An 18,642-nucleotide genomic window follows, 5' to 3' on the forward strand; every position below is an offset into this window, starting at 1 on the left:
TGTGTATGAGCATGAGTTTTTAGGAGTGTTACTAAGCCAACTGGTGTAACGCTTCCGAGGTCTGAAGTAGACCCATAAAACAGGAAAGAAGCTCTCGTCGAGCTCTCGCCTGCCCATCAGCAACGATTGGCAGTTAGGTATGAACACTTTGCTAGGCGTCAGCAAGCTATCAGCGATTAGCCCGCTGGTGTGGCAGGGAGCTACCGGCCAAAAGCATCCCGTCAGGATCATGGCAAGCACTGCTGAATAGTTAAGGCGTCGGGGCTCACTGTCCGACTTATTCAGGGAAAATCTTTCCCGCCGTTCGGGTACTGACACCTGCAGATGCGGCCCACAGCCATGCGGCAGCCGTTTAGAACACCATACTTTTCGATGGCTTGTATCGCATAGTTTGAACAGGAAGGCTCAAATCGGCAGGCATCTCGCAATCGAGAGGGAGCAACTCGCTGATAGCAGCGAATTGCTGAGACGGCGCAAAGCTTGATCATCGGGGCTTGCGCAAAGAAATCACGTAATAGTGGTTCAGCACGTTTTTCTTCCCCATTAACGCGTCAAAGCATCCCGGTTTGACTGAAACGCCAATCGTGTCAATCCGATAGAACTCCCACCCATCCTCAGCATGAGTGTTGACCACATTTTGTAGATAAACAGCGGCCTCGTTCCCCCGGTGCTCCTTCGCACGAACTTCAATGTTTGGCGGCACTTGAACCATTTTGTAGATGTACATCCGTGATCACCTTATGAATGCTCGTATTCCCCTGAATACAAAGCGCATTCGCTTTATATCTGGTTCCGAGCCGGATGAACAACCCGAATCGCACGCTCCCGGATCGGCCAGAAAAGCAAGCTCTCGCCAGGGCGCCTTCGGGCCATCGGCTGCCAATCGTGGAAGGCAGCTTGCGGCCAGAAGCGGACGCATCCGGCCAACAGCGGTCGTTCTGAATGGGTGGGAAGCGGCTGATTGCGCTCACTGAGACAGCTATGTCCAAACCAATAGCCAACTGTTGGCGAACCCGTGTATTGCTGGCGATCAGTGAATCCGATCGGCTGCTCCATCAAAAGTAGCTAGCTTATCGGTAGTGGCGAAAAGCTACACATCAACTATCTTCTCGAACGGCACCTCGACCGTTACGGAGAGCAGGGATGGCTGATCTAGCGAATGAAGCAATCGGGATCAACGACTTTGAAAAGTGGTTGAATGAACGGAGCGGTTGGCTTCAGGCAGCCGCCAAGCAGCTTATCGACAACAAACGTTTGCCGAATGAGGTCGAACTTGCAGAGCTGGTTCGGCTCGCCAAACTGGAGGCTGCGAAGCAGGGTGACCCTGGGTTCCTGAAGGTGGCTCCTGGTGCATTTTCGGCTGGGGCGGTTCAACGGGTGGTGCGGGTCGAAGAGTTAACCCAAGTCTTCGGGGTTAATGCGATTAAGCCTGGTGCATCTTTGCCATTCGGAACGGGTAGTTTGACTGTCATCTACGGGCAAAATGGCTCGGGGAAAAGCGGTTTTGCTCGTCTGCTCAAACAGCTTTGTGGATCTCGTTCACGGGACGAAATCCGGCCGAACGTATTCAGCGATGAAGAGCATGCTTGCAGTGCTCAATGCCGAATCACGATTGATGGCAATTCACGAGATATCTATTGGCATCCTGGCGCCGAGCCCCATGCGATGCTCAAATACGCCCAAGTATTTGATTCGAAAACCGCAACTCAGTACATGGGGCGCACTGAGTCAAGCTATGAGCCTAGCAGCATGCGGTTCATCTCCATGCTCATTCAGATTTCGGGCATGGTTTCTGATGAGCTGGGGCGGGAGAAGGGAAAGCTCGTTAGTGCCCTTCCACAGTTCCCAGATGATCTCTCAGATACCGCTGAGAAAGCCTGGTTCTCCTCTCTCAAAGCCTCTGCTTCTGCTGAGAAGGTCGAGGCGTATTGCCGGTATGGAAAAGACTTGGACGACGAGCGGGTCAAGGCTGAGGCTCTGCTCGCGGAAAAAGACATCGCGGGTCGCTTGGTTACGATTGGCAAGGAAAGTGTTGCCACCGAAAGCATCAAGCAGGCAATGAAACTGTTGAAAGAAGGCCTCACCGACGAGAGGGCTGATGAGCTGTCGAAGGCAAAAGTATCGGCGGTTACGGCGAGAAAGGCGGCCAACGAAGTTGCGCAGCAGGCATTCGCGAATGCTCCTCTCCAAGGCGTTGGTGAGTCGGCCTGGAAACTTATGTGGGAGCAGGCGCGCGCCTATTCCGTTGCTCATGCATACCATGGTCACGAATTTCCCGTTACTTCAGAAGGTGCGCACTGCGTGCTCTGTCAACAAGAGCTTACGGCTGAGGGCGCCGCTCGGCTCAAAAGCTTCGAGGCTTTCGTCACCGCGGGTCTCGAGACTGCGGCGAAAACTGCAGAGGCCACCAGTGCGGCACTGATCGCCAAGGTAATTCAGGTGCCTTCGATTGAAGACTGGATTGCGCGCCTAGCTCAGTTGCAGTTCGACGAATCCACGGCCCGTGCCTGGTATGAGTCGTTGAAGTCTAGGCGAGCACAGTTTATGGAATGTGCTGCCGTGGGAGATATCTCTGTGTTCGATTGGGCTCCTATCGATCAGGCACTGGAAAAACGAGCTGCCGACTTGCTTGCTGAGAAGACCAGCCTCGCCCAGCTGCAGCAGGATGGGCAGCGGCAGCAGGTCGAGAAGCGAGTGAAGCAACTCAAGGCGCTTCAGTGGCTGTCACAGAACAAGGCGGCGATTCTCGCAGAGCGTGAGCGGCTAGTAGCTGTAGATCTGCTAGATAGAGCAACAAAGTTAACGGCCACCAATTCGTTGACAACCAAGCGTACCGAGCTTGGACGCACGGAGCTTGATGCTGGATATCAGGCCCGCTTTGATGAGGAGTTGAAATCCCTTGGTGGGCGACGTTTGCCAGTTGTGCCGCAGAGCAGGGCTCAAGGAAAAGGAGTTATCACATTTGGGCTCGCCCTTGTCGGTGCTCGGGCTGGCTTCACTCCTGATGTCGTACTCAGTGAAGGCGAAACCCGTATTGTTGCACTGGCAGCATTCCTGGCCGACACGACCGGTTCAAACCAGCTTGCCCCTTTCATTTTTGATGACCCGATTTCGTCGTTAGATCAGGATTTCGAGGAAAGGGTTGTTACCCGGCTTGTCGAGTTGGCGAAGACTCGACAGGTCATCATCTTCACTCACCGCCTCTCCTTGATTGCACTTGTCGAGGCTGTAATAAAAAAACACGGTGAGAATCCGGCTAACGAGAAAATCACCCACACCGTGCAGTCGCTTCGACGGCTGGATAAGGTTTCGGGAATTCTGGCGCAACACAATCTGCGGGATGCCAAGCCCGACAAGGCGCTGAATGCGATTAGAGATCACGTCATCCCCAGGCTCAAAAAGCATCAGGCCGATGCCGACGCAGACGGTTATGACCTCACCGTGAAGAGCGCCTGCAGTGATTTTCGGATCATCTTGGAACGAACAGTGGAACTCATCCTCTTGAATGACGTAGTTATTCGTTTCAGACGGGACGTAATGACTAAAGGAAAGCTAAGAGGCGTTGCTAAGGTGATGGCAGAGGACTGCGATTTTATCGACCGGTTAATGACCAGGTATTCAGTGTACGAACACTCGCAGTCAGATGAGCTGCCTCAGGTCCCGGTCGAACTCGATGAGTTCGAGCGAGATGTCTTGGAACTCATTGCATGGATGGATGAATTCAAAGTTCGAGCCAATTGATGTCAAATGACGAGCAGCCTTTAGTGAATGGGTCGCTTGCGAGGGCTCGTGCGGTTACTAGTGTGAATCCCCCCTACTTTCGTAGAAGCCTTAGAGTGGGCGCTTTTGGCCGATTTCTGCCTGTCGCGAAGGGATGAAAACGGCCAAGAGCAGTCGCTCGACCTCAGCGGACTTATTCCTGCCGCACGGCGCGACCCACCTGTAATAGACACGCTCCATGAGGATCGAGTAGTGTCGCAGGCGAATTTTCTCCAGCGTTGAATTCGAGCAAACGAGGCTATCCGTCCATGGTGTATAACCCGCTTATACGCTCATCGGCACGCTGAAGGCCTCAGCCTAGACACGGATAGACAAAGGAACAAGGAATGCTATACACCACGCCCGTCCAGAAAGTTATGCACCAGTTGGTGTCTATTTATAGTTCGCAGCTAAGAGAGTTTTCCACGCCATGAAAACAAAGTCATATATAAGATTTTCTAGTCGCGCAGCTCATCTTGATGTCGACATTGAGTTGGCCGATGTGCTGAAAATCTCAATCCAAGCAGGCATGCTAAGCGCAGCAGGCACTCAACGTATATTCGACAAAGTAAATCCTCAACAGCATCCAAGACTTGCCGCAAGGGCCAATACTTCAGAAAGCAGAAAACTCGCTGCCAATCACCTAAAAGCGACTCTGTGCGAAGCATTCATCAAGAACATTTACGAGGATGCAACACAATATATTCTCGAAATTTTAACCGCAGCAGCCAAGAAGGGGTTAGATCCAAATCGTTTAATTGGCGAACACAAAGTTTCCTTTGAAGCCAATGACGTCCTAAAAGCTGGAAGCTGGGATAAAGTAGTCTCAATGGTTGCACAATCCGTTTTCAGAAAACTAGAAAACGAAAAAAGCACAAAGAATCTTTTGGAGAAAATAAACTCCAAATTAAATCTTGGCGTTTCTCAAGCAAAAATTGATGCTGCACTACCCTATTTAGAAATACGGCATTTACTTGTACATGCCGATGGAAAGGCAGATCAAAAATTTTGTGAGTCGTTTCCTACTATAGGGGCAACTGCGGGGCAAAAATTAAAACTTGATTACGCACTGCTCCAGCAGGCAAGAATTTCAATATGCGAGCTAGTTAATGAATACGATCAAAAAATTGTCGCAGGCAATGTTGTTCTGCCACATGAGCTTCAGCGGTAACGCTGCTAACAATGCGCTCACTGGTACGGGCTAAAGCCCGCCCCTTAACCAAACGTTATGCCCCAATTTAAAATTTTGTAGAGCCAGGAGAAGAAATGTCCTTTTACATGATTACCTACGGGCACACACAGATTGAAGAACTCTATATTGGTGAAACCGAAGATGCTGCAGTATCAAATGCCAGAGGCTTAATCGATCAATGGCCAGAATATGCAGCACTAACAGATAAAGAGATTATAGAACTCGCCAAAAACGGCGATGCCGAATTTGATTTAGTTGAGATACATGCAGCCTGGCCTGGCACCAATCACAGCCAAGAGCAGTTAATTGCCATATATGAGCAACAGCAAAGCTAGGCGTATTGTTAAATAACAATGCGCTAAAATCGTTCGCTTCGCTCACTGAGACGGGCTTTAGTCCACCCCTTAGCTTAACCGTTAGGTGTTTTTTGAAATATGAGTGGATTTCAAGAGCTAATAGAAAAATTTGATTTTATAACTGAGATTGCATATGACTTATCTCAGCAGTTTGACGGCGTTCAAACAGAAGATAGAAAACGAAAAATATCGACTTACTACTTGGCAAAAGTTGTACCAGAATGCATGTCATTATTGAGAGTAATGCCCGGCTCAAGGTACACCAGCGCAGGGGAGATATTTGATTTTTCGTCGTTCTGCTCAATTTCTAGGAGCTTGATTGAAGCGGCCAACCTGCATTGGTATTACTGCATAGAGAACACGGACACGGAAAAGTCTGAGTTCCGTTTTTATCTGTATGATTTTCACGATCTAAAATCGACAATTCAACTCTGTAGTTTTTTTGGCGGCGAAGACAAAGAACAATATCCTCTTCAAGAAAAATACAACAAGCTAAAGACTGTAATTAAAGACAACCAAATATTTAAAAGTCTACTGCCTGAAGTTCAGAGGCAAATTCTAAAAGGGCGTAAATGCTCGGACATTAACCAAACTGAAATCTCCGAGAGCCGATGTCTCAATGTGAGCATGTTTAACTCTATCTATAAGATACTATCTACAAACGCTCACTCGACCCCTTCGGCAATAAATGCACTCGTCTATTCTAGAGTCCACAGCAAAGAACTTCATGAAAAGCTTGCGGCATTAGTGCTTTCATATGTAGCATCATTTATTGCGGACATGGTGAGGACAATTGGCGAAATATGGTCTTTAGAGTTCGCCAAACATGAATCAGCAGAAATAATTAGATTCTATTCAGAAGACTTGAGTTAAAACACCTGCAAACATTAGAACTCAGGGGGAAAATTTGCGCTACGGAATCATCGAACTTACCCAGGGCAACCTCAACAACGATCATCTGTACCTGACAAGCATAATGGAGCTGTTTCCCGCCGCTTCTGTGGGTGGCAGCTCGGAAGCGGATCGCGCCTCGCAACTGCTTGAGGTTCACTCAGGCATCGGCGCCCCCGTAATGACTGACATCGCAGGTGACAAGAAGATCTTTCGTAAACGAGCGTGGGTTGGGGAGTTCTTCGCTACGCATCAACTCAAAGCGGGCGACTCAGTAGTAGTGGAGCGCACAGGGACTCTTCGCTATCACGTGTACCCCAAACGTGCAGCTGAGTTCTAACAATTCATTCAAGCCGACACCGCTTCGCGGCGTGACTTAATTCGGGCGTTAGCCAGGGAATAGTATGAGTGCAGGTTTTGTTTATGTAATGATTAACCCTGCAATGCAGGGGCTAGTAAAAATTGGATTAACCAAGAAATCATGTAATGAACGTACAAAGGGGTTGAGAGGCACAGGAGTTCCAGACGATTTTATAGTTGTTTATGATGAGTTTCTTATTGATTGTGAGTTAATTGAAAAACGACTTCACAAAAGATTCGATGAATATCGTTATAAGCCAAACAGAGAGTTTTTTCAGATTCCCATTAGAGAAGCGATTCGGGGCGTAGTGGAAGAGTCTGTTGGGTTTATTGTGCCTCGTGTCGGAGCGGATGGAGGTGTGGAAATTCTTCCTGATCTGAAGAAAAAATACCCAAGCTATCTAAAACCTGACTTTCACTCGATCAAAATTACGCATAGTGGTGGAGTGGTGTATCTTGAGTCTGTTCGTTATCGACACGCGGGTGTTAAAGACGAAGTTGTTGAGCGAACCGATCTAAGCTTCATCGCTGAGGATCACGGCGATATGTTTCAAATTTCTAGAGATCCAACAGAAAATGCGAGATTATTTGTTCATCAACTAGATGAATACTCAATGATTCAGTGTACAGACTTGTTCACACATGATGCGTGCGTTGATATAGCACAAAGGCACGAGCATGGCTAACAAAGTGCTGCTGCCGGAAAAGTTTACCGCCGCGCTCCAAATTTATGGAAAAGGGGACTGGAAAAGGGGACAGATTTATTTACTGGGAAACAGTCCGCTCCTGGCCGCTCTCTGCCTGTCACTATGGTCGGGAGTCGGCCAGAAGCGGTCACTAATGAGCGTCCCCTTTTAGCTTTTCAACCATGAGATACAAGTACTAATGAAAACCATATTTGAAGACATCATCACGCGCTATGGCACAAAGCGCGCAGAGTTTATCGCAGAGACCTGGCCGAAAAACCCAAAATGGCTTGATTTCATCAAGGTGTCGGACTCCCCAAGAGCGGAGGAGTACTTTGATGAGGAGATGGAGTTTTACAGGGCATTCGAGCTGGAACTTGATGCTATTCCGAAATTGAGAAATAAAGAAATCAGCTCACCTCAATGGGAGGAGGTTGTTCATTTTTTAAAAATCCACAACGAGAGACTATCATCTCAGATTGATAACTCGACGACGCTCACCGCCACCTTCGTTTTTGTGGGGTCTCTCTTTATTCTGCTTGCAAACTACATCACCAATATATTCTACGTTCCGTTTGCATTCCTGGCTGTGTTCGCCATACAAATTTTTTTACAGCGGATGGGGCGTCGGCATGAGCTGGCTAGAAATAAAGAGCTTGTGATCATTATCGAAAATTACATCAAAAAGTGTCGCACATCTTCTTAAGTTTCATCTGTAGTGAATCGCCCTGGATTTCGTAGATGGCGACTGTCCGCTTCTGGCCGAAAGCTGCCCTTTAAATCAATGTGAGGGTGGGACTGAATAGTTAAACCTGTCGGCTCAGCCAACTACCTATAGAGCGGGCAGCGGAAGCCGGATAGGCTTCCACGTGCGTTAACTCCGGCGCTTCAATTGCTGATCGATGAGACTCAGTTCCGCTTTGATCGCATTGGCGGTGAGGCTTTGTATTGCTGTGCTTTTCCCCCAGCGAGAGCCCATGAGCTTGAGCAGGCTGCTCAGATGGGTTTTCCTTGCCTTCAGCGTTTCGGTACGACTGGGGCTGTTCTGCATGGCAGTGTTCATAGTGCTGATCCTTGGGCATTGTTTAAACAGCCCACACACGTGGGCTGTTTCGGGTGGGGCAGTGCGTTACAAAGCCAGCACGTCGTGCACGTTGTACCGCACTGAGCGCTCCGACAAATCATTCCAGGCCCAACTGCTAAAATTTTCCCCTTGCTCTGGAACGTTGAGCTTGAGCAGCGCAACAGGATCCCGGTCGATCATTCGACGCGCTGCGCAAAGTTGTCCGCCCACATCAAGCAAAGCCTGAGCCGCCTCATTCCACTTCTCTTCAAGCACCGCGTTGGCGAGGTGCAGCGCCTTGTTCTCGATTTTTTGGTGTTCTTGCTGCGCTTCAGCGATGTGCTGATCGATGGTGGCCAGCTCTTGTTCCAGAGCGCTGATGATCAACTGCTGACGACGGTTGTGCTCGGCTACTGCGAAATTGCACTCCACTTGACCACCCGCTTGCATTCGACCTGACCAGTCATTTGCATTCGTTCTGACCAACGATTTGCATCGGTTTTGACCAGCAGGCTTTGTCACCATGAGCGGCAGTAAACGGCCAGTAGAGGACGCTGGACAGTCTACCGCGGGATGAGTAGCGTGCACTCGAAACATCGTCTAATTAGAGTTGGCTCATGGTTTCTATCGTTGTTCAAGAAGAGGTTCGAGACCGGCTACGTCGTGCTGAGAACGAGCATGACGTGAAAGTTCTTTTAGCTATTGAGTCTGGCAGTCGTGCCTGGGGATTTGCCTCTCCCAACAGCGACTACGACGCACGCTTCATCTACGTAAATAAACCCGAGTGGTATCTCTCTGTCGGCCTCGAGGAGCAACGCGACGTCATCGAGTATCCGATCATTGACGACATGGATATCAATGGCTGGGATCTACGTAAGGCACTCAGGCTATTTTGGAAGTCCAATCCAGGCTTTGTGGAGTGGATACAGTCGACCATCATTTACGAGCATGCTGGCTGTTTCCACGAGCGGGCAAAGGAGTTATTGCCGCAGGTGTATTCGGTGGAGAGTGGCATCTACCACTATCGCAGCATGGCCAAAACCAACTATAGGGGATATTTGCAGGCCCCTCAGGTACCGCTGAAAAAATACTTCTACGTTCTGCGCCCGCTGTTATCGGTGCGGTGGCTTGAGCAGTTTGGTACACCTGCCCCCATAGAGTTTGAGAAGCTGCGCGGTGTCATCGAGCGAGAGTCCGGGCTCCAGCAGGCCATTGATGAATTGCTTGCGATCAAGCGCGCGTCTCCGGAGATGGGGTTATCACCTCAGATCACTCCCATTCAACAATTCATTGAGCGTGAACTGAATCGACTTGAGTCCATTAAGCCGATACGCACCGAGCGCAAAGACGTTGAGCCATTACTTTCGGAACTGTTTCGAACTGTACTCAAAGAAACTTGGGGATGAGGTGCCCAATGGAATAAAGCGTTTGAAAGGCCGATGACGGATCGTCAAAGCAATGCGCACGCGTTCACTTTGACCGTCCGCTTTGGGTCGTTTTCTGCCGGTCACCACAGGCAGAAAACGGCCAGAAGCGGACGTTCATGGCCGTCTGCTCTTCACGTTAAGCAGACGGATAAGTGAACGGTTCCAGGAAGATTTGTGGTTCGACCCACAGACTTAAACCGAATGGGATCATTGAATACCCTTCGTATCGCTCAGTAGAAATATTTGACGCCGCAAGCTCCAGGAATTTACCGCGTTTATCATCAACAACGCGGATACCGGGGCATCCAAGCATTGTGTATTTGATGATGGGTTTTGGTAGCTATGCCTGACATACCTGATTTCTATTTCAAAGTCATAGACCGCAGCGCAAATCGATGCCCCATCCACAGATCGAAGCGTAGATTGCTCCAGACGCTTCCTGCTCGACCAAATGGCTGACAAGTGGTCAGTGCTGATTCTCGCAGCGCTGTGTAAGAAGCCGTTGAGATTCAATGAACTAAAACGGTGTCTGGACGGCATTACCCAGAAAGCCTTGACTCAAGCCCTTCGTCGTCTTGAGCGCAGCGGCATTTTGGCCCGGCGGGTTATTCCTTCCTCGCAGATCGCGGTCGAATACAGCATCACCCCGTTAGGCGGGGCGCTTGCACAACCCTTCAACGCCCTGTACCACTGGACGCTAAATCACTTGGCTGCGGTCATTCAAGCCCAAACGACCTTCGCTACACGAGAGATCGAGGCGGCAGAGGTTTAGCCGTCAGATTAAGTTCGGCCATCCCCCCTTCATGGAGCGCAGATTTGGATCAACTTCTCGCCATACGGGTCTTCATCCGCATTGCGGACGCTCGCTCTTTTGCGAAAGCGGCTGACTCGTTGAATATTCCTCGCTCCTCCGTCAGCAAGCTGCTTCAGGATCTGGAACAACACCTGGGTACCAAGCTGGTCGAGCGTAGTACGCGCTCATTCACCATCACGCAGGCGGGTGAGGTCTACAGGGAACAAGCGTTGAATCTGCTGGCGGGGTTGGAGGATATGGATATCGCCGCTCGACAGGCACGGGCAAGTCCCCACGGCCGTCTTCGTGTGGACATAGGTTCATCGCTGGCCAATCTGGTGATCATCCCAGCGCTACCGCAATTTCATGCGCGCTATCCTGATCTGGAATTATTGCTTGGGGTCAGTGATCGGCCTGCCGATCTCATCGGCGACGGCGTCGACTGCGTGATTCGCGGCGGCGCATTACCTGACAGCTCGCTGATCGGACGCCACCTTTGCAATGCGGACTTCGTCACCTGCGCGACGCCTGACTATCTTTCTTCTTTTGGTACCCCGATACATCCACAGGATCTTGAGCAAAACCACCGCACGATCCGCTATTTTTTTCCACACTCGGGTAAAACGCTGCCTCTTCACTTCAGCAAAGGCAGCGAAAGATACGAGGTGAATGGCCAGCCTACCCTCAACGTGAGCGAAAGCACTGCCCTGACCGAGGCGGTACTGACCGGGATTGGTGTCGGGCAAATCTTTCGTTTCAGCGCGCGTGCGCATATCGCTGCGGGAAACTTGGTGCCGATCCTGGAGGATTGGACTCCACCCTCCCATCCGCTCCAGTTGGTCTACCCAGCAACGCGCCATCCCAGCGCAAAGCTGCGCGCTTTTATCGATTGGGCAGTTGAGCTGTTCGTATGCGTCCGGTGATCCCCTCTTGCTTGCCAGCAACGCCAAAAGCATTGAGCGTGCTCAAAGCTGCGTGAGCACGACCTCCTAATGCTCCGTACTGATCCCGTTCATTTTCTAAGCGGCTCCCCGAAACCTACCTAGTTGCCGCTAAATCGGCCTAATCAAGGAGGGGGCTCTAAGCATAACGACGTACGTCAAGACTGCTGCCATAGCTGACAACAGCGCGGCCACACCGAATGCCATTGGTAATCCAGATACGAAGTCTCCGGGTAGTGAAGTAAAGGCGAAAACTGAGGTGACCACAGCGATTCCTAATGCACCGCCGATTTGCTGATCCATCTGTAATAGGCCTGACGCAATACCCGATTGCTCGGCAGCCACGCCCTCCATCGTCAGCACCGTTCCAGGTGTAAATACCAGTGCAATACCCAAACTGTGCACCAACATTGGGCCTAGCACTGAACCCGCATAGCTGCCGTCAATGTCTATAAAGGCAAACCCTGCAAAGCTGCACGCCACGAGTATGCATCCGCTCAATTGAAGTCTGCTGGCACCGAAGCGTTCGATCAAGCCTGGCATGAAATGGGTTACGGCAAAAACGGTGCAAGTGACTGGCAGATAGGCCAGACCGGCGGCCAGAGGCCCAAACCCAAGCACTTTCTGAAAATATTGGACGACCAGAAATAGCATCGAAAAATGCATGCCGACGATAATCGCCATTACAGCCAGAGCGACAATGCGGGTTCGGTTCCGTAGGAGATTCAGGTTCAATAGTGGCTGCTTCGCTCGGCCTTCTATGATCCAAAATGCCGTCAGTAGCGCAACAGCAGTTACAAAGGAAGGCAGGGTTCCGAAGTGTGCCCAACCGTGCTCTGCGGCGTTAATGAAACCAAATACCAGCGCAATCGAACCGGCTGTAGCGGTCAATGCTCCACCTATGTCGAATTGAGCACGCTGGCCTACTGTTTCCTTAACAACGCTGCCAATCATGACCAGAATGAAAATCCCAACGGGCACATTGATGAGCAGCGACCAGCGCCAGGAGAAATACTCTGTGAGCGCACCTCCTAGAATCAGTCCGGCAGAGGCACCTACTGAGGACACAGTGATGAAAAGGGCAAGCCCCCGATTACGTTCCGCCTCGTTGCGCGCGATGTTCATCACCAATGCCAACACGCTGGGTGCAGCTATAGCAGCCCCAATCCCTTGGAGGATTCTTGCAGTAATTAGCATCAGCGGGCTGTTCGCTAATCCCCCCAGTAGCGAGGCCAGTACAAAAACGGCAAGGCCTGCTTTGAACGCCCTGACACGCCCATACACATCCCCCAATCGGCCTCCCAGTAAAAGCAAACCGCCAAGTGCCAGAGCGAATGCATTGGGTACCCAAGACAAGGCTGCGGGGGAAAATCCCAGATCAGCCTGTATTTGAGGTAAAGCGACCATCACGATCAAAAAGTCCATTTGCAGCATGAGTTGGGCGCTGAGGATGACGGCCAACGCAAGAATTCGGTTCGTGTCCTGTTTGGATATAGATGGCGCTTGCGCCGACGGCGAATGAGGCATAGTCGTTCCCAGAGGTGGCGAAGAACGGCCTGAACGAAGTCCGGCCGTTTGATTGGCAGGCGCTGTTCAGACCTGAGAGGCCCCACCGTCGGCAAACAGCTCAATACCATTGATGTAGCTCGAAGCATCGCTTGCCAGGAACGCAACCGCCTTACCTATTTCCTGCGCTTCGCCAATGCGTCCCAGAGTGCTTTTTTCACTGAGGGACTGGATTAGCTGCTCCGCATGATCGCCTGCCATGTTCCGCAAGGATTGGGTATCCACCGGGCCGGGACTGAGAAGATTGATTCGAACGCCGGAACCTTTTATGTCCAAAATCCAGCTTCTGACCAATGCTCGAAGTGCAGCCTTGGTTGCGCCATAAAGGCTCAGCCCTGGCCCAGGAGTGATCGAAGCTGTAGAGCCGATGATGACAATGCTGGCTCCTTTGCTCATAAGAGGCAGCGCGCCTTGGACAGTGAAAGTGACGCCTTTGACATTCGTTTCAAATACTCGGTCAAAGCCTGCTTCAGTTATCGTACCTAACGGGGCGATCTCGCCCATTCCGGCATTCGCTACCAAGACATCGATACGGCCATGAATCGCCTCTACATGACTGAAAAGGAGGGCCAGATCGGTTGGGCGTGAGACATCAGCAGCAAATGCAGCCACGTTATTACCCAAGATAGTCAAAGCCTGATCCAGCTGCTCTTGCCGACGTCCCGTGATGACTACTCGCGCGCCTTGCGTGGCGAACTCCTGTGCAATAGCAAATCCCAAACCTGATGATCCGCCGGTAACCAAGACAACTTTGTTTTTGAATTCCATGACTACGTACCTAGGTGAAAAGAGCTGGAAGGAATTTTAAGCGGCTTCTAGACCAGCTCAGCTAAGTCGGCTGGAGTGAAAGGCTTCAAGCCATCAGTGCTCCCTGATCGAATCTTCGTGACCCATTGCGGATCGCTGAGGAGCGCGCGACCAACCGCAATAAGATCGAACTCATCCCGCTCTAAGCGCTGCACTAAGTTTTCAAGGCTCGCTGGTTTCGAGCTTTCGCCGCGAGTGGCACCGATGAAATCTCCGGACAACCCTACGGAGCCCACACTGATAGTGGCGGCTCCAGTCAGCTTCTTCGCCCAGCCGGCGAAATTCAGTCCCTGCTCGCCATCCAACTCGGGGAACTCAGCCTCCCAGAAGCGTCGTTGAGAACAGTGCAAAATATCAGCGCCCGCCTCCACCAACGGAACGAGCCAATCGGACATCGCCTTCGGCGCCGTAACCAAGCGCGCGCTATAGTCTTGCGGCTTCCATTGGCTCAAACGCAGTATCACCGGGAAGTCAGGGCCGACTGCCTTACGAATGGCTTTTACGATTTCAACCACAAACCGCGAACGCTCAGTGGTGGATGTACCGTTGAAATGGTCAATGCGTTGGTTGGTACCTTCCCAAAAGAACTGGTCTAACAAGTAGCCGTGCGCCGCGTGGATTTCGACCGTATCGAACCCCAGACGCTTCGAGTCAGCTGCTGCTCTGGCAAAGGCGGAAATCGTGTCTGCGATAGCCTCATCAGTCATCGCCTCACCTCTAAGAGCGCGGGGTGCGGCCAGTCCTGAAGGACTTTCAATCCCGCGTTCAGGTTTCCAGTCGGTCTGGGGGCTGACCGATGATCCAACGTGCCAGAGCTGAGGCCCCATTTTGCCGCCAGCTTCATGAACACCGTCGATTACCTGTTTCCACCCGGCAAGCGCTTCCTCGCCATGGAAGAGCGGAACATTGGGATCGTTACGAGACCCCGGCCGATCAACGCCGGTACCTTCGGAAAGAATCAAACCTACTTCGCTCTCCGCACGCCTGCGGTAATAGGCCGTATTTCTATCGTTGGGCACGCCTGCTGGAGCAAAGGAACGCGTCATGGGAGCCATAACGATACGGTTTTTCAAAGCCAGAGATTTGAGCGCGAAAGGCCGGAATAGGGGGTCAAGATACGTAGAACTCATCAGATGAGGCACCGTGTGAATGAGCCTTCATGGTATAAGATGTATACCTAATATCAATACGGCACTTGAAGGCCATCAGGTATACACGAGGAAACCATATGCTAACGACGGATGATCAGATCCTCAGAGACGAACTTGATCTGGGGGCTTACATGGCTGATCCTTCGAGCCGGTTGATGCTGGATCAAATCGCAGACAAGTGGTCGATATTGATTCTCGCCGCGCTATGTAAAAAACCATTGCGCTTCAACGAACTCAAGCGTTGTCTGGACGGGATAACTCAAAAGGCGCTGACGCAAACCCTTCGACGGCTTGAGCGGAACGGGATTCTTGCCCGGCGAGTTATTCCGTCGTCTCAGGTGGCAGTAGAGTACAGCGTCACGGCATTGGGTCGGACGCTGGAAGAGCCCTTCAAAGCCTTGTTTTTCTGGACGATTCATCATTCAGCCGCAGTCATCGATGCGCGTGTAGCGTTTGACGGACGAGATGTGGAAGGCGTGTTGACCGGACACATATAGCTGTTCAGCAGCGAAAACTGTAGATCCTGAGGAGTTGAGCGGCACTCACATGCATCCTGGATTGCGAGAATCCGATCATCCACCCTGATGGATTATGTCTCTATCCTGGCGGGCTTCTGTCATGGATAAACCCACCCTAGACTCGCCCCAAGTTGCTGACCTGAACCCTTCAGGTCAGGCTCTTCAGGCACTAGGAACAATGACCATGTCCGACAGACTCGACGGCAAAATCGCACTTATCACCGGCGCTACCAGCGGCATCGGCCTGGCCACCGCCAAACTTTTTGCAGCGCAAGGTGCGTATGTCTACATCACCGGACGCAACGCGGAATCACTGAAGACAGCGCAGGACGAAATCGGCGCTAACGTGACTTGCATACAGGCAGATTCGACCCATATTGCTGATCTGGATCACGTGGTCGAACAGATCAAGGCCGAGGCAGGCCGCATTGATGTGTTGTATGCAAACGCTGGTGGCGGCACGCTGCTGACCTTGGGGCAGATCACCGAGCAGCAGGTCGACGATACCTTCGGGCTAAATGTCAAAGCGCTGATCTTCACCGTCCAAAAAGCCCTGCCACTACTAGTCTCCGGCTCATCGGTCATCCTTGCAGGGTCAAGCGCCAGCATCGCCGGAACTGCTGCCTTCAGCGTCTACTCTGCGTCCAAGGCAGCGGTGCGCAATCTGGCGCGCAGCTGGATTCTTGACCTCAAAGGCACCGGCATTCGGGTCAATGTGTTGAGCCCGGGCCCCGTCCGCACGCCGGCACTTTTGGAATATGCAGGTGACGATCCTGCGCAGCAGCAAGGCATGCTCGATTACTTGGGCACCATTGTCCCGATGGGGCGAGTCGGTGAAGCGGATGAGATCGCCAAAGCAGCCCTGTTTCTGGCCAGTGACGACTCAAGTTTCATCAATGGTGCCGAAATTTTTGCAGACGGTGGCATGGTGCAGGTCTGACCCGCTCATTTGCAAGCTTGCACCCGTTGCTAGTTAGCAGCGGGTGAGCACCCACTGCCAGGGGGAACAGGTACGCCAAAAATGCTGACTTGATGCGTGCTATTCCACCCGCGTGAGCGGAAATCGCATCCAGATCCATGCCCCGCCAACCAACACGCCAGCAGCGCCCAGCCAGAGCGCACTTGCAACACCGTACTGATCGATAGCGATGCCGCCGAGCAAAGCACCCGCGCCCATAGCCAATTGCCCTATGGAAACGAATAGAGCGGCAGCCGTCTCCAGACGTTCAGGCGCTGCACTGAAGATCCAGCTCTGAATGGCGATAGGCAACATCCCAAACCCTAGTCCCCAGGTCACCACCGCTATTATGACGACTAGCGGATGTTCACCCGTACAGACCAGTAATAGCATCGAGCAGCCCAGTAGCAGTGCGGTGCTCAATACTGCCAGGCGCACATCACGTTCGACGCACCAGCCGCACAGTACATTGCCAAAGATTCCTGCCACACCGTACCCCAGCAAGAGAAGACTTAGCTGCGCGGATTCGATCCCACTGATCTGGTTCAGATAGGGTGTGATGTACGTGTACGCTGCGAACTGTCCGGTAAATATCAAGACCACGGCCACCAACCCTACCTGTACCTTCGGTATGCGCAGTACGGCTGGCAGTTGTGAAGCTCCGGACAATTGCTCCGGGCGGATCCTTGGAAGCAGCAACATCAACGCGATTACCACCAAGCAGCCCAAGACGGCAGACACAGCAAAAGCCGCCCGCCAACCGAACGCGCCGCCTAGCAGCGTCCCTGCTGGAACCCCGAGAACTGTCCCCAAGGTCACGCCCGAGAAAACGATGGAGGTTGCCCTACCGACCGCGTCGGGTCGAAGCCTGGGCCCTAGAGCAACGCCTATGGTCCAGAATCCACCCACCGCAATACCGAGCAAAACTCGGCCCAGCAACAGCACGTACAGTTCGGTGGCGGTCGCAACGAGGACATTGGAAATGATCAGAAGGCTGAGCAGCACCCACAGCACGTATCGTCGATCAAAGGTTCGGGCCAGGCTGATAGTCAGAAACGCTGAACAGGCGGCGACGATACCCGGGATGGTAATCACAAGACCCGCGCGTCCTTCACTGATCGCCAGGTCATTGGCTATTTGGGGCAAGAGGCCAACTGGCAAAAACTCTGCCGTGACCAAAGCGAAAGCTCCTACCCCGATGGCGGCAACTGCGCTCCAGGGAGCAGGAGTTTCATGCAGCGCCACAGGCGTGGATGAATCTGCTTCAACTACATGCTGCGTCATAATCTGAATTCCAAAAAACCTTCAGGCACACGCTTCCGTGCGCCTTCGGTTTAACCAGTCGCGTTAGTAACCAACGCCGCGAACACCGCCTGACGCCCTGATGGATTCGCCTGTCACCCAGTGCGACTCTTCAGATGCCAAAAACACTGCCAAAGGTGCGATGTCTTCAGGCTCTCCGAAGCGACCCAACGGAGTACCCGCAAGAAGCTTTTCGCCCAATTCACCGGCAAAATTCCCGTCAGTAGCCGGGGTGTTCGTATGCCCTGGCAAGATCGAGTTGACCCTGATGCCACGCGGTCCCAGCTCCCTGGCCAGTGCAAAGGTCAAGGTATCGACCGCGCCCTTGGTCGCCGAGTACACGCTCGAAGCCAGGTAGGGATCGGTGCTGAGGATCGAGCTGATATTGATGATGCTGCTTTTCGGCCCTAGCAATTTGACGGCCTCACGTACCGCAAGAAGGTAGCCCAGCACATTCAGATTGAATTGCTTGTGGAATGCTTCTTCGGTCAGGTCATCGATCATCTGGAACACCGCGACGCCGGCGTTGTTGACCAGAACATCAAGGGTGCCGTACTTCGTCCGGACCGTGTCAAACAGGCGCACAACATCGGCTGCCTGGCTCATGTCTGCCTGTACGGCGAAGGCTGAGCCGCCGTGCTCTGTGATATGAGCCACCACGGCATCGGCGTCAGGCTTACTGGAGGCGTAGTTGACGATGACCGTTGCGCCCTGCGCACCCAATGCTTTGGCGATTCCGGCGCCTATGCCTTTCGACGCACCGGTGACAACTGCTATTTTTCCTTCGAGTTTCATAACGTGACCTTTTTGAAGTTGATTGATATGAGGGCTTTGTTGCTGTCGGATCGTGAATGACTGAAATGCAACGAACT

21 protein-coding genes are annotated in these 18,642 nt (G+C 52.1%); 12 read left to right on the plus strand and 9 right to left on the minus strand.

Annotation, left to right across the window (positions count from 1 at the left end; all coding sequences use genetic code 11):
• Positions 1–281: 281 nt before the first annotated feature.
• A complete protein-coding gene (yidD, locus tag B7L09_RS23085) occupies positions 282–488 on the minus strand; it encodes a membrane protein insertion efficiency factor YidD (protein WP_010457975.1) in 207 nt (68 codons plus the stop codon).
• A complete protein-coding gene (locus tag B7L09_RS23090) occupies positions 485–727 on the minus strand; it encodes a hypothetical protein (protein ID WP_010457973.1) in 243 nt (80 codons plus the stop codon). Before B7L09_RS23090 ends, yidD begins: the two co-directional genes overlap by 4 nt.
• 416 nt (positions 728–1,143) lie before the next feature.
• On the opposite strand from B7L09_RS23090, the gene B7L09_RS23095 reads away from it, so the two are divergent.
• From B7L09_RS23095 to B7L09_RS23130, 7 genes are all read left to right on the plus strand, one after another.
• Positions 1,144–3,741: an AAA family ATPase gene (locus B7L09_RS23095; protein ID WP_010457970.1), complete on the plus strand. Its 2,598-nt coding sequence runs from the start codon at positions 1,144–1,146 to the stop codon at positions 3,739–3,741.
• A 448-nt stretch (positions 3,742–4,189) separates the two neighbouring features.
• Positions 4,190–4,930 (plus strand): hypothetical protein, encoded by a 741-nt coding sequence (locus B7L09_RS23100; protein WP_010457968.1) that lies wholly within the window; start codon positions 4,190–4,192, stop codon positions 4,928–4,930.
• A 95-nt stretch (positions 4,931–5,025) separates the two neighbouring features.
• Complete coding sequence (locus B7L09_RS23105) at positions 5,026–5,286, plus strand: hypothetical protein (RefSeq protein WP_010457966.1); 261 nt, start codon at positions 5,026–5,028, stop codon at positions 5,284–5,286.
• Between the two features lie 99 nt (positions 5,287–5,385).
• Entirely contained in the window at positions 5,386–6,180 is a 795-nt protein-coding gene (locus B7L09_RS23110; protein ID WP_010457964.1) for a DUF5677 domain-containing protein, read from the plus strand.
• 34 nt (positions 6,181–6,214) lie between these two features.
• Positions 6,215–6,538: a hypothetical protein gene (locus B7L09_RS23115; RefSeq protein ID WP_010457962.1), complete on the plus strand. Its 324-nt coding sequence runs from the start codon at positions 6,215–6,217 to the stop codon at positions 6,536–6,538.
• 64 nt (positions 6,539–6,602) lie between these two features.
• Positions 6,603–7,244: a GIY-YIG nuclease family protein gene (locus B7L09_RS23120; protein WP_081853987.1), complete on the plus strand. Its 642-nt coding sequence runs from the start codon at positions 6,603–6,605 to the stop codon at positions 7,242–7,244.
• 199 nt (positions 7,245–7,443) lie between these two features.
• Positions 7,444–7,950: a hypothetical protein gene (locus B7L09_RS23130; RefSeq protein ID WP_010457959.1), complete on the plus strand. Its 507-nt coding sequence runs from the start codon at positions 7,444–7,446 to the stop codon at positions 7,948–7,950.
• Between the two features lie 168 nt (positions 7,951–8,118).
• Here the strand turns inward: B7L09_RS23130 and B7L09_RS23135 are convergent, their stop codons facing one another.
• Together B7L09_RS23135 and B7L09_RS23140 are read right to left on the minus strand one after the other, a co-directional pair.
• Entirely contained in the window at positions 8,119–8,307 is a 189-nt protein-coding gene (locus B7L09_RS23135; RefSeq protein WP_010457957.1) for a hypothetical protein, read from the minus strand.
• Positions 8,308–8,373: 66 nt separating this feature from the next.
• Entirely contained in the window at positions 8,374–8,757 is a 384-nt protein-coding gene (locus B7L09_RS23140; RefSeq protein WP_010457955.1) for a hypothetical protein, read from the minus strand.
• A gap of 167 nt (positions 8,758–8,924) precedes the next feature.
• Here B7L09_RS23140 and B7L09_RS23145 point away from each other — a divergent pair, with 167 nt between their 5' ends.
• From B7L09_RS23145 to B7L09_RS23155, 3 genes are all read left to right on the plus strand, one after another.
• Positions 8,925–9,713 carry a nucleotidyltransferase domain-containing protein gene (locus B7L09_RS23145; protein ID WP_010457953.1) on the plus strand — a complete coding sequence of 263 codons (789 nt, stop codon included), beginning with the start codon at positions 8,925–8,927 and terminating at the stop codon, positions 9,711–9,713.
• A gap of 412 nt (positions 9,714–10,125) precedes the next feature.
• Positions 10,126–10,506, plus strand: a complete 381-nt coding sequence (locus tag B7L09_RS23150) for a winged helix-turn-helix transcriptional regulator (RefSeq protein ID WP_042932595.1) — start codon at positions 10,126–10,128, stop codon at positions 10,504–10,506.
• A 44-nt stretch (positions 10,507–10,550) separates the two neighbouring features.
• Entirely contained in the window at positions 10,551–11,450 is a 900-nt protein-coding gene (locus tag B7L09_RS23155; RefSeq protein ID WP_010457948.1) for a LysR family transcriptional regulator, read from the plus strand.
• A gap of 129 nt (positions 11,451–11,579) precedes the next feature.
• Here the strand turns inward: B7L09_RS23155 and B7L09_RS23160 are convergent, their stop codons facing one another.
• From B7L09_RS23160 to B7L09_RS23170, 3 genes are all read right to left on the minus strand, one after another.
• The gene (locus B7L09_RS23160) at positions 11,580–12,995 is read right to left on the minus strand and encodes an MFS transporter (protein WP_010457946.1); all 1,416 of its coding nucleotides are present in this window, start codon (positions 12,993–12,995) and stop codon (positions 11,580–11,582) included.
• 66 nt (positions 12,996–13,061) lie between these two features.
• Positions 13,062–13,802 (minus strand): SDR family NAD(P)-dependent oxidoreductase, encoded by a 741-nt coding sequence (locus B7L09_RS23165; RefSeq protein ID WP_010457944.1) that lies wholly within the window; start codon positions 13,800–13,802, stop codon positions 13,062–13,064.
• A 47-nt stretch (positions 13,803–13,849) separates the two neighbouring features.
• A complete protein-coding gene (locus tag B7L09_RS23170) occupies positions 13,850–14,971 on the minus strand; it encodes an NADH:flavin oxidoreductase (protein ID WP_010457942.1) in 1,122 nt (373 codons plus the stop codon).
• A 98-nt stretch (positions 14,972–15,069) separates the two neighbouring features.
• Between B7L09_RS23170 and B7L09_RS23175 the strand changes: the two genes are divergently transcribed.
• Complete coding sequence (locus B7L09_RS23175; RefSeq protein ID WP_010457939.1) at positions 15,070–15,489, plus strand: winged helix-turn-helix transcriptional regulator; 420 nt, start codon at positions 15,070–15,072, stop codon at positions 15,487–15,489.
• 205 nt (positions 15,490–15,694) lie between these two features.
• A complete protein-coding gene (locus tag B7L09_RS23180; protein ID WP_010457937.1) occupies positions 15,695–16,450 on the plus strand; it encodes an SDR family oxidoreductase in 756 nt (251 codons plus the stop codon).
• Between the two features lie 99 nt (positions 16,451–16,549).
• On the opposite strand, the gene B7L09_RS23185 is transcribed toward B7L09_RS23180, so the two are convergent.
• Together B7L09_RS23185 and B7L09_RS23190 are read right to left on the minus strand one after the other, a co-directional pair.
• Positions 16,550–17,752 carry an MFS transporter gene (locus B7L09_RS23185; protein WP_010457935.1) on the minus strand — a complete coding sequence of 401 codons (1,203 nt, stop codon included), beginning with the start codon at positions 17,750–17,752 and terminating at the stop codon, positions 16,550–16,552.
• Between the two features lie 63 nt (positions 17,753–17,815).
• A complete protein-coding gene (locus tag B7L09_RS23190) occupies positions 17,816–18,565 on the minus strand; it encodes a glucose 1-dehydrogenase (RefSeq protein WP_010457932.1) in 750 nt (249 codons plus the stop codon).
• Positions 18,566–18,642: the final 77 nt, after the last annotated feature.

Origin of the sequence: Pseudomonas mandelii, assembly GCF_002251635.1 — a bacterium.
Taxonomy (GTDB): Bacteria; Pseudomonadota; Gammaproteobacteria; order Pseudomonadales; family Pseudomonadaceae; genus Aquipseudomonas; species Aquipseudomonas mandelii_B.